The organism is Binatus sp. (SeqCode) (assembly GCF_036522015.1).
Taxonomy (GTDB): domain Bacteria; phylum Desulfobacterota; class Binatia; order Binatales; family Binataceae; genus Binatus.
Genome location: NZ_DATDGQ010000035.1, coordinates 1 through 9,954 on the forward strand (window position 1 = coordinate 1; position 9,954 = coordinate 9,954).

Annotated in this window: 10 protein-coding genes; 2 read left to right on the top strand and 8 right to left on the bottom strand. The window is 60.6% G+C overall.

The annotated features are described in order from the left end of the window. Positions 1-316 precede the first annotated feature (316 nt). Positions 317-1,057, top strand: a complete 741-nt coding sequence (gene aqpZ, locus VIW95_RS01430) for an aquaporin Z (protein ID WP_331583271.1) — start codon at positions 317-319, stop codon at positions 1,055-1,057. A gap of 62 nt (positions 1,058-1,119) precedes the next feature. Here aqpZ and VIW95_RS01435 read toward each other — a convergent pair whose 3' ends face one another. The 8 genes from VIW95_RS01435 to VIW95_RS01470 all read right to left on the bottom strand — a co-directional run bounded on the left by VIW95_RS01435 (position 1,120) and on the right by VIW95_RS01470 (position 9,038). After that, positions 1,120-2,736 (bottom strand): DUF748 domain-containing protein, encoded by a 1,617-nt coding sequence (locus VIW95_RS01435; protein ID WP_331583273.1) that lies wholly within the window; start codon positions 2,734-2,736, stop codon positions 1,120-1,122. A gap of 15 nt (positions 2,737-2,751) precedes the next feature. Beyond that, positions 2,752-3,315: a hypothetical protein gene (locus VIW95_RS01440; protein ID WP_331583275.1), complete on the bottom strand. Its 564-nt coding sequence runs from the start codon at positions 3,313-3,315 to the stop codon at positions 2,752-2,754. 17 nt (positions 3,316-3,332) lie between these two features. After that, a complete protein-coding gene (locus VIW95_RS01445; protein WP_331583277.1) occupies positions 3,333-3,806 on the bottom strand; it encodes a DUF4142 domain-containing protein in 474 nt (157 codons plus the stop codon). A gap of 403 nt (positions 3,807-4,209) precedes the next feature. After that, positions 4,210-6,579, bottom strand: coding sequence for a cation:proton antiporter (locus VIW95_RS01450; protein ID WP_331583279.1), 2,370 nt, complete (start codon positions 6,577-6,579; stop codon positions 4,210-4,212). 73 nt (positions 6,580-6,652) lie between these two features. Next, a complete protein-coding gene (locus VIW95_RS01455; RefSeq protein WP_331583289.1) occupies positions 6,653-7,192 on the bottom strand; it encodes a CBS domain-containing protein in 540 nt (179 codons plus the stop codon). A gap of 56 nt (positions 7,193-7,248) precedes the next feature. After that, positions 7,249-7,716 (bottom strand): CYTH domain-containing protein, encoded by a 468-nt coding sequence (locus VIW95_RS01460; RefSeq protein ID WP_331583281.1) that lies wholly within the window; start codon positions 7,714-7,716, stop codon positions 7,249-7,251. A gap of 72 nt (positions 7,717-7,788) precedes the next feature. Continuing rightward, positions 7,789-8,406 (bottom strand): hypothetical protein, encoded by a 618-nt coding sequence (locus VIW95_RS01465; RefSeq protein WP_331583283.1) that lies wholly within the window; start codon positions 8,404-8,406, stop codon positions 7,789-7,791. Positions 8,407-8,504: 98 nt separating this feature from the next. Continuing rightward, on the bottom strand, positions 8,505-9,038 hold the full coding sequence (locus VIW95_RS01470) for a hypothetical protein (protein ID WP_331583285.1): 534 nt from the start codon (positions 9,036-9,038) through the stop codon (positions 8,505-8,507). 487 nt (positions 9,039-9,525) lie between these two features. Between VIW95_RS01470 and VIW95_RS01475 the strand changes: the two genes are divergently transcribed. Continuing rightward, on the top strand, positions 9,526-9,954 hold a 429-nt coding region (locus VIW95_RS01475), incomplete at its 3' end, for a TraR/DksA family transcriptional regulator (protein WP_331583287.1).

The window sequence follows — 9,954 nt, forward strand, 5'->3', positions numbered from 1 at the left end:
CCCGCCGCGATCGCATAATCGCCGTCTCGCACGGCGTCACTAGCCGCATACTGCGGGGCCTCTATGCTGCCATCGCAGAGTCGCAAGCGCTGACGTTCGAAGTCTCGCGCGACCTAGTCTTCAGGCTCCACGACGGATTAATCGACCGCATCTCTTGCGAGAAGATGGGCACCGACTAAGGTCGCGGTCTCGATCGACAGTCGAGGTGATCGAGAAGTAGCGATTTCTTGCGACTGGTCCGATTGGTTTGCATTTAAATCTGCGCCGCGATACCGCTGGAACGATCTCACGTCTCTGATCGTCGGGGAGGGCGGCCATGAGTATGTCGCGGCGTTTCGCAGCGGAGTTGATCGGCACGTTCTGGCTGGTTTTCGGCGGATGCGGCAGCGCGGTGCTGGCGGCCGGTTTTCCGAAGGTCGGAATCGGCTTTCTTGGCGTAGCGTTTGCGTTCGGCCTGACGCTGCTGACGATGGCGTTCACGATCGGATCGATTTCGGGATGCCATATCAATCCCGCGGTGACGATCGGATTGTGGGCGGGCAAGCGGTTCCCCGCGCGCGAGGTCCCAACCTACATCGTCGCGCAACTGATTGGCGCAATCCTCGCGTCGAGCGTGCTCTACGTGATCGCGAGCGGCGCGGCTGGATTCGACTTGAGCGCCGGCTTTGCCTCCAACGGATACGGCGCGCATTCGCCGGGCGGTTACAGTCTTGGCGCGGCCTTCGTTGCTGAATTCGTGCTGACTTTCATGTTTCTGATCGTGATTCTCGGATCGACCGACAAGCGCGCCATCGCCGGCTTCGCGCCGATTCCGATTGGCCTCGTGCTGACGCTGATTCATCTGATCAGCATCCCGGTGGACAACACTTCGGTGAATCCCGCGCGCAGCACCGGCCCCGCGCTGTTCGTCGGCGGATGGGCGCTCTCGCAACTGTGGCTGTTCTGGGTCGCGCCCATAGCCGGCGCTGCAATCGGCGGGTTCTTCTACAACTGGCTCGGCGTCGAGCGAAGAACCAACGAGCAGCTAGCCCGCGAAACCGGCCCAGCTAAGGCTTGACATTGGTGATCACCGAAGGGCTGGGGCGCGCGGACAAGAAAACAGCGGCGTGAGACCATCAGCTAGTGCGCGCTGGCCTGGTTGGAATTGTCGCCACCTGCGTTGTTTGATGCGAGCGCGCGATCGAAGCCGGGGATTATCGCCTCGATGAATGCGTTGCGCACCACTTGGCCGAGCGCCTGCCAGGTGTCCACGTTCGGACTCGACAATTTCCCTTTGAGGTCCACGTCAGTCGCAACTTGTTCGGTGCTGTGATTCTTAAACAGATGCGATGCGCCGCCAATCGCTAGCTCTTTCGCTTGATGTAGCAGGCCGGTGCCCTTGTCCTTCTGATAGTCGTAAACTTTGAGGTTCGCGAACATCGGTTTTACGTAGCCGTCGATATTGCCGTTCTTGATGGCGACCTGCGAGTACACCGTGAGCTGGCCGGCTGCGACGTCGAAGCGTCCGAACGCGCGCAGCAGGTCGTTCATCGACGTGAGATCGGTATTGAGTAGCGCGAGCTTCAGGTCGAACGCGGGTCCTTGCCCGCTCGCAAGAAAATCACCGGCTATATTGGTGTCACCGCTGCCCATGAACTTGCCGCGCAGCGTCAACTCGGCCGGCCCTTGAGTCTGATGATTGGAGAGATTCTTGATCGTCAATTCGGTGTCATTGATGAAGAGCTTGTAGTTGGGATTGCTGGTTTTATCGAGGAACGAGAAGTTGCTGTGGACGATGTCCAGGTCGCGCACGCTGATTTCCACCGCCGGGCGGTTGTTCTGCTTCTCAATTTCCTTGCCGGTCGCTTTCACTCGCTTCGATTCTGCGTCCTTGGTTTCGGGCGCGTGCACATAGCCGACCGCGACGCCGTCGATCGCGGCGTTATCAACTTCGACCCTGGTTATCTTCGGCGAGTATTCGAGCAGGCCGTTGCTCGCCAGGCGGCCTCCGCTCACCGCGAGATTGATTTGACGAATCTCAGGATCGAACGCGATCAGCGGCACGTTCTGGATCGTGTACTTCGCGCGCGCGCCGGGGAAAGGCTCTTCGAGAAAGTTCGCGTGCCCGTCGATAGTCGCGCGGCCAGTGTCGAAGATCGCCACGGTCGCGTGGAAGCGCGACGGGTAGGCGTTGTCAGACGCGTGAATATTGCGGATGTTGTCGGCGACGAAATTAAGATTCGCGAGATGCAGCGGCGGGTTCACCCGATCCTGGATGTACGCGACGTCGCCGTCGTAAATCGTGAAACGGTTGATCTTGAACGGATAGGCCGCCTCGAGCGCGTCCTGCCATCCCTTTTGCCGGAGCGGGACGCTGCTCTTCTTTTCCGCCACAAGCTGCGTCTGATCGATATGAAGTTTCGGACGCGAGAGGAGCACGTCGGCGACGACGCGTCGTGAGAAAAGTTCCTTCACCTGGATCGTGAATCGCATCGTCGCGATGTCGGCGACCGGCGGACGTGGATGCGCCTCCTGGATGACCTTGAGGTGTTTCAACGTCAGAACTCCGCCTAGCAATTGCAGGTGCGCATGACCCAGCGCGACGTGGTAGCCCTTGAGTTTCTGGTTCATCGAGGCCTGGGTTCGCGCTCGCACCATGTCGTCGAGGAAGAACGAGGCGATGAAGACCGCGACGATCAGTGTCGCAAAAAATCCTCCGACCCAGAAAAGAACAGGATGCTTTCGATAAGCGCCCATAGCGCACCTGCTCGATCAAACCGGCAAAGCTTCGGTCCGGCGGCTCATGCGGCGAGGTTCGTCACGTCTTCCGCTGAACGCGCGGATGAAGAGTGGGGTCAATCCGAGGCCGATGCCGAACAGCAGATGCGCGACGAAGTACACCATCGGCATCAGCGCGATCCGCGCCGCCATCGTCGGGTCCATGTACGGCAATACGACCAGGTCCATCACGACCCAGATGATGATTCCGATCGCGAGGCCAGCGAACAGTGCGGCGATGATTGAAGTTCGGCGCGACATGCACAGCGCGAAGAGAATTCCGAGCACGATCGAAAAGCCGAGTTGAATTCCCGCGCCGGCCAGCATCGCCATCGATCCTGCGACCAACGCTTCGACGCCATACACCAGTGCGCCGAGCGCTTTGAGCGGCATGGTCACGCCCTCACCGACTGCATTCGAATAGGCCATCATGAAACCCATCATCAGGATGGCGCTGAGGATTCCGTCGGCAATGCCGGCAATGAGACGGCTGCCCCACGAAACGCGATTCGCAGGAGCGCTCGCGTCAACGGTTTCAGTACTTGATCGTTCGTCCATAGGTCTGAAACGGCCGATTAGGCCGGCTCCTTCTTCATGAGGATTTCGGCGAGGTCCTGATGCTGCTGCAGGATCGGCATGATCTTGTCGATCAACGCCTCGATGTCATCGTCGCTCGCATCGTCGCGCGCCTGCTTCAGTTCATTCATGAGTTTCTTGTGATCGGCGCTGGTCTGCGCGAGAAAGACGCGATCGAAGTGCGCGCCATTCGCGGAGGACAGTTTCTTTTCCACTAGCGTCGCGTTGGCGGTCTTGTGGCGCTGCGCAGAGGAATCGCGCAAACGCGCGCCAATCCTCTGCGCGGTCGCAGTTACCATTTGATCGGCACTCGTATGGTCTTTGACAAGTTGATCGGCGTACTCACGAACTTCAGTTGACGAGGCCTTGGCTTCCGCCATTTTGCCGGCTTCGATCTCCTTCATGTCGGCCAGATGTATTTGCTCGAGGATCGCCGCGTTGGTCCTTTTACTGGACACCTCTGGCGGCGGCACGAACGGAGTAGCTTTGGCCTGGGGCTGTTGCGCACTTGGCTGCGCCGAGGATTGAGCAGCACTGGCGTTGGCATCGGCATTCGGGGCTGGCTGTTTCCGCGATGTCGAGCAACCAACGAGCACGGCGACGGCGGCTGATAGGGCCGCGATTAAAACCAGTCTCGAACTTGCGGGATTTTCGTGTGTGCGCATATATCGGAGTCCTCAGAGAGACCTCAAATTGAGGTGCGCGGGAAGGTTCGCGGGTGCTAAGCCGCGACACGCAAGCGGCGTCACGCGCCTCAAGCGTTTTCAGACGCCATAAAAAGCTGCAAAAGGTATGCCCCAAAAAATCCCAAGCAATAGCAGGGGTCGGCGATTACCGACCGTGAAAGAACTCCCCTCTAGTGCGGAAAGGACTGGACTACGGCTTGGCCCTGCGATGGTGCTCGAGAGTGCGGGCGCCTAGGCGGGCGGGGGCGGTTTCGGAGCCTTGGACTACTACGACGCAGCGTTTGGGGTCGGTTAGATCTTCGGGGGAGAGGCCGACTTTGTCTGCGAGGTTGGTTGCGACTATGACGAGGCCGCCGGGGGTTTGACGCGCTAGTTGTGCGGCGGTTGGAGCGCTTAGCACGTCGGTATGAAGGCGGCGGCCGAGTGCGCGGCCGGCGTCGCGAATCAGTTCGAGCAGTTCGGAATCTTCCGCGGTTCCATCTTCGGGCACCAACACTGCGTGCAGGCCGGATTTCTTGCGCAGCGCCACCCGCAGCGCGAGGTCGAGCGCGGCACGGCCATGCGTGCCTCGATCTACTACCGCGAACACCCGATCGAGCGGACGTCCGCCGCCGTGAATCACGACGGCGACGTGGACCGGGAGCGCGCGGGCCTTGTCCAGAATTTCGCGGACCACGCCGCCCATGAAGTCGGAGCCAAAGACCGCGCGATGCGATCCCATCAGCAGCCATCCGATTTGCGGCTCTTTAGCGAACGCCAAAATGTCGGCCGCCGGGTCGGTCGTCCAGACCGCCTGCGGGGTGATGATGCTGCCGCGCGCGATTGCGAGATCCAGCGCCGCCGCCAACGCGAGAGAGCGGGGTGGCACGCGCTGCTCGGCCTCGCGCAGTCCGGAGCGCACACCGCCCGACGGAGTCTTCACCAGTGCGAGCACGCGCGGCGGCGGTGCGTCGTGCGGCGTCGCCGCGAGCGCCAGCTCGACCAGGACGCCGACGCCCTCGGGGTTCGATATCGGCACCAGGATGGCGCTGTGCTCCGTTCCAACCAGCATCGGGCGCGGCGGAGGCTGGACCGGCCGCGGGGCGGGCTGCGGTGCGCGAATCGGAGCTTGTGGCGCGACGGCAGGCTCTGGCGAGAAGGTGCCGAGCTCCGGAAACGGCTCAAGATCTTTAACTTGACCGCGCGTGATCAGATGCAGAATCGGCGTGGTCGAAAAGGTGGTGACCAGCGCCATGATCACCAGCATCGCGAACAGCGTCGGCGAGATGACGTTCATCTCCAGTCCAATGTTCAGCACGATCAGTTCCATCAGGCCGCGCGTGTTCATCAGCACGCCGAGCGCCGATGAGTCGCGCCAGTTCAGTCCTGTGATTCGCGCCGCGATCGCGCTGCCGCCGAACTTGCCCGCCGACGCGACGACCACGATCAGCGCGCACATCATCCACTGCTCGTATCCATTGACCAGCCCGATCTGCGTGCGCAGGCCGGTGTACGCGAAGAAGGCAGGCAGCAACAGCACGATCACGATGTCTTCGAGGCGGTCGGTCAGCTCGCGCGCCATTCCGCTGTCGTGCGGAATCACAGCGCCGAGCGCGAACGCGCCGAACACGGCGTGGATGCCGATCAATTCGGTCGCGGACGCGGAGATCAGCAGCGCAACGAATATCGCCGCCATCACGCCCTGCGTCAGACGCCCGCGGTTTCCGTAGAGCAGCGACAAGCGCACCATCGCGGGCCGCACCACCAGGATCATCAGCAGGATAAATCCGAGCGCCATCGCGATCGTCGTCACCGCGCCGGTCGCCTGGGCGCGCGCCACGCTGACCACGAAGGCCAGCATGCACCACGCCGTGACGTCATCGACGGCGGCGCAGGTCAGCGCAATCGCACCCATGTGGGTTTTATGAATCCCGCGATCGGTCAGGATTCTCGCGAGCACTGGAAATGCGGTCACCGACATCGAGACGCCCAGGAAAAGCGAGAAGCACGTGAACGGCACGTCGCTGGTCGAAAGCTTCGGGTAAAGATAGAGCGCAATCGTCGCGCCCAGCAGGAACGGCGCGATGATGCTCGCGTGAGAAATCGCGACAGTCGAATGCCCGCGTTTGCGGAGCAGGGCGGGGTCGAGCTCGAGCCCGACCAGGAACATATAAAGGATGACGCCGACCTGCGCGATGATATTGAGGTAAGGCCCGACCATCGCCGGGAACAGATATGTTTCCGCGCCCGGCACGAGACGTCCGAGCAACGACGGACCGAGCACGATGCCCGCAAGGATTTCGCCGACAACAGGCGGCTGATTGGCGCTGCGGAAAACCCAGCCCATCGCGCGCGCGGTCGCGATTACCACCACCAGCGCGAGCAGGACGTGCAGCAGGTCGCCTTCGTTCGCACGCGACGCGGCCGAGCCGAAGAGGTTGCCGACAGGAGCCGGCGCGCCGAGCGTGTCGCCGTACGAACGAATCCACAAGTAGAGCAGCACCAGCGCGCCGATCATCAATGCGTAAACGGCGGCGGCGCGAGAACCGGCGGTGGTAATTCGCGGCTGTCCTTCAGCCATTGGCCGATACTACCAGACTACGAGCTTGATGCGCAGGGTAGCTGAAAATCGCGCCGACAGGAGTGACGAACGCCTAGCGAAGATCCTCGAACGGTCTCGACGCGCTCGAGCGTTTCTTTCTCGGCGGCTTGGTTGAGTTGCGAGCCGACTTGCCGCCTCCATTCGAGGAAGCGGTGACGGCCGCAGTGTGCTCGCGTCGGCGGCGAATCGCGGAGAATGTCGCCGCGATCTCGACCGCCTGCTCGGTTGCGCGATCTCCATGCCAATGATTTATGACGTCGCTCAACGACAAGATTCCGATCGGCCTACCGCGGGAATCGACGACCGGGACGCGGTGAATTTCATGCGTGCGCATCAGGCGATGCGCGGTGTCGAGATCGTCGGTGCGAGTGCATGCAATCACTTTCGGCGACATCGCGCGCTCGATGGCGATCGCTTCGAGCGGCGTGCCTTGGGTGTATGCAGCCATGCAGATGTCGCGGTCGGTGATTATTCCGATGAGCTTGCCGTGCGCATCGACCACCGTCGCGCATCCGCAATCGTGATCCCACATTATACGTGCTGCCGCGTTCAACGAGTCATGAATCGTGCATGATCGAACATCACGGGTCATCAAGTCAGCGACTTTCACTTATTCCACTCCTCACACAACAGCCTTCGTCGTGAAAATTATTTCCAGCTCGAGAAGGGTTTGATCGACAAGTTCGAATTGAAATAGCGCGGATCGCCGCTCACCTCGCGATCGATCCAGTCGGGAAGCTCAACCTGTTCCTTCGCATCCTTGAGCTCGACCTCGGCGACTGTGAGCCCGCGATTCGCGCCGGTGAATTCATCGACTTCCCAGGTGTGGCCCTTGAACACAATCCGGTAGCGCATCTTTTCAATCGGCGGATGCTCGCTGAGGTTGACCAGAATTTCGTTGGCGTCTTTGAGCGGAATCTCGTACTCGTATTCGTCGCGCGCGATGTCCGCGGTCGCTCCCTTGATGGTGACGTAGGCTTTGTCGCCGTAGGTGCGCACGCGGACCGAAGATTGCTTCGAAGCGCATAGATATCCCTGTCGAATGACGAGACCGGCGCCCAGGTCGCTCCATTTGCGGGGATGCACCAGGAATTTGCGTTCAATCTCTTTCGCCATTTTCGTTTTAAGTGTCTACCCGAGTCCCTGGGCGGTTCGCGCCGCTCGAACGACGCCCGATGTTTCGCGCGCTCAGGTTGCAATCGCGGCATTGCGCGGCGTCATTCCAGTCATCAGCTTCAGATGGCGAACATAGTTTATATTGACGAGTGAGTTCAGGCCAAGTTTTGCGATTGCGCGCAGAACGGCGGCGGGGTCTTCCGATTCGATCTCGACGGTTTCGGAGGTTGCGCCGCCGCCGATTCGAACTTCGGCAAACTCGGCCGTGTACTTTTCGGACATGAACTGACGGCGCACTTTTATGATGTCGAGCAACGCCAGATCGCGATTCGGCCGAATCAGATCGCGGATCAGTTCGCCGTGCGTGTACGACGTCTGCGCGATTTCCGGCGCCGGAACGCCGAGATGCGGAAACAACTGCTCGACGATCGTGCGCGAGTCGAGCGGGAAGCCGGACTTCAGCACCGGGCGCCATCGCTCCAGCCGGCCGACCTGCTCGGTCATCAGCTTAATGTCCATCAAGTCGTCGCGAATCTTGACGTTGGCGGTGTCAGTCGCGCGCGAGAGAATGTAGGTTTCCGCGCTTTCACGCGGATCCGACGGCGCCGCTATCGCAGTCAGCCGATCCAGAAACGGGTTTAGGTGATTTCCCCAGATGCGGAACTCGAATCTTCCAAGCGGATTGCTCATCGTCGTCGCAACGAGACATCGTCACGCCTGGGGATCACCATAACACTTCGCCGGGCGGATGAAAAAATCGGGCTGCGGGATTTCCACCTTTAACTTTTCTAAAGACTCGCGCCCTCCCGCATTCCTGCCGCTCGTGCCAACGAACCGTGATCACCGCCATTCGAGCGTTTGCGTGACGAGCGCCCGGCGCGTACGACTTGCCGCCGGCCGACCGAGCGCATCTGTTTGGTCGGCAGATCGTTGACGCTCAACAATCGGAGCCGTGAGCGTAACGACGCTGGCTCGATTCCCAACACGTCGCATACATACTCGAAGGAAAACGGACTGTGGATTCCGGCTTCAGCGTGGAACCATCGCTGAACTTCGTCATACTGCTCGCGGTCGCACCGGCGCGCGGAGTTCACCGTCTTGACGTAACATCGGATCGCGTCTTCCAGCACCGCGAAGACCAGCCGCGTCTCGCCGTCGAGCATCGAGCGGCGGCGGGTGAGATCGAAAAACTGAACCGGCACCAGAAAATCCGGCTCGAAGCGCGCGCTCAGCCAGGGATCGGGGCCCGAGCAGGCGTCGCTCAGCTGCTTCGGATTCGAAGGTCCGTATTGAAGAACCCGTTCTGAAGATATTGCAGACATGTTGGACCCTCCTTGAGCCGAATTGAACTCCTGCCAGCCAGCATTGTCTGTGCCAACTCGGGTTGGCGTGCTAAAATGAGAAATCAAAGGGTAAATCAGAGTTCCCGCGATGTCAGCGACAAGCGGATGCTGCTCAATTATGCGGCATCACTGCGATTTTCGACTGTGCAATCGAATCTGCACGGATGCGCGCGCAATCTTGAGGAAGGCTCTCGCGCCTGCCCTCGGATCCGACTACACTGCCGCGGTCCGGGGAGCGGCGACGTTCTGCGAGGCAACCAAATTGAAACAATTTCCGTATATGGAACTACTGGACTCGAACCGTGCACGGAAAGACTATTGAGTCCGCTTGATTAAGGAGAAAGTGGCGCGAGGCACGATCAATGCTGATATTAAAAACTGGCTCGATGTGCGCGAATGGCGCTCCCCTATGAAAACTCGAACAAAAACTCGGCCTACTAAAACCAGCAAGAGGCAGAAGACCAAGATGGTATCCGCAGTTTCCACCGGCGGACGGAGGATCGACGCGCTCAAACGCATGCTCACCAAAGAGCGCGCGGACACGCTCGCCCGGGTCAAAGAATTGATGCGCGAGCAGGCTCGTAACGGCGGCCAGCCGCCGGCCGATGAGATGGACGTCGCGCGATCGTTGTCAGAAGTCGAGACGCATGCGGCGCTGTTCGATCGCGCGCAAGAGCGGCTCAGCGCGATCGACGCGGCAATCGCCCGGCTCGGCGCGGGAGTCTATGGAACGTGTGCCCGCTGCGGCGATGAAATCCCGCTGGCGCGGCTCCAGGTGATTCCGTTCGCGCAATATTGCGTCGATTGTCAGAACGAGGCGAACACCGAAGCTCGCAGCGGTCAAAGTGGATTGGCCAAGCCCTTTGGCGGCCGCTGGACCGGTCCCGAAGAGCTG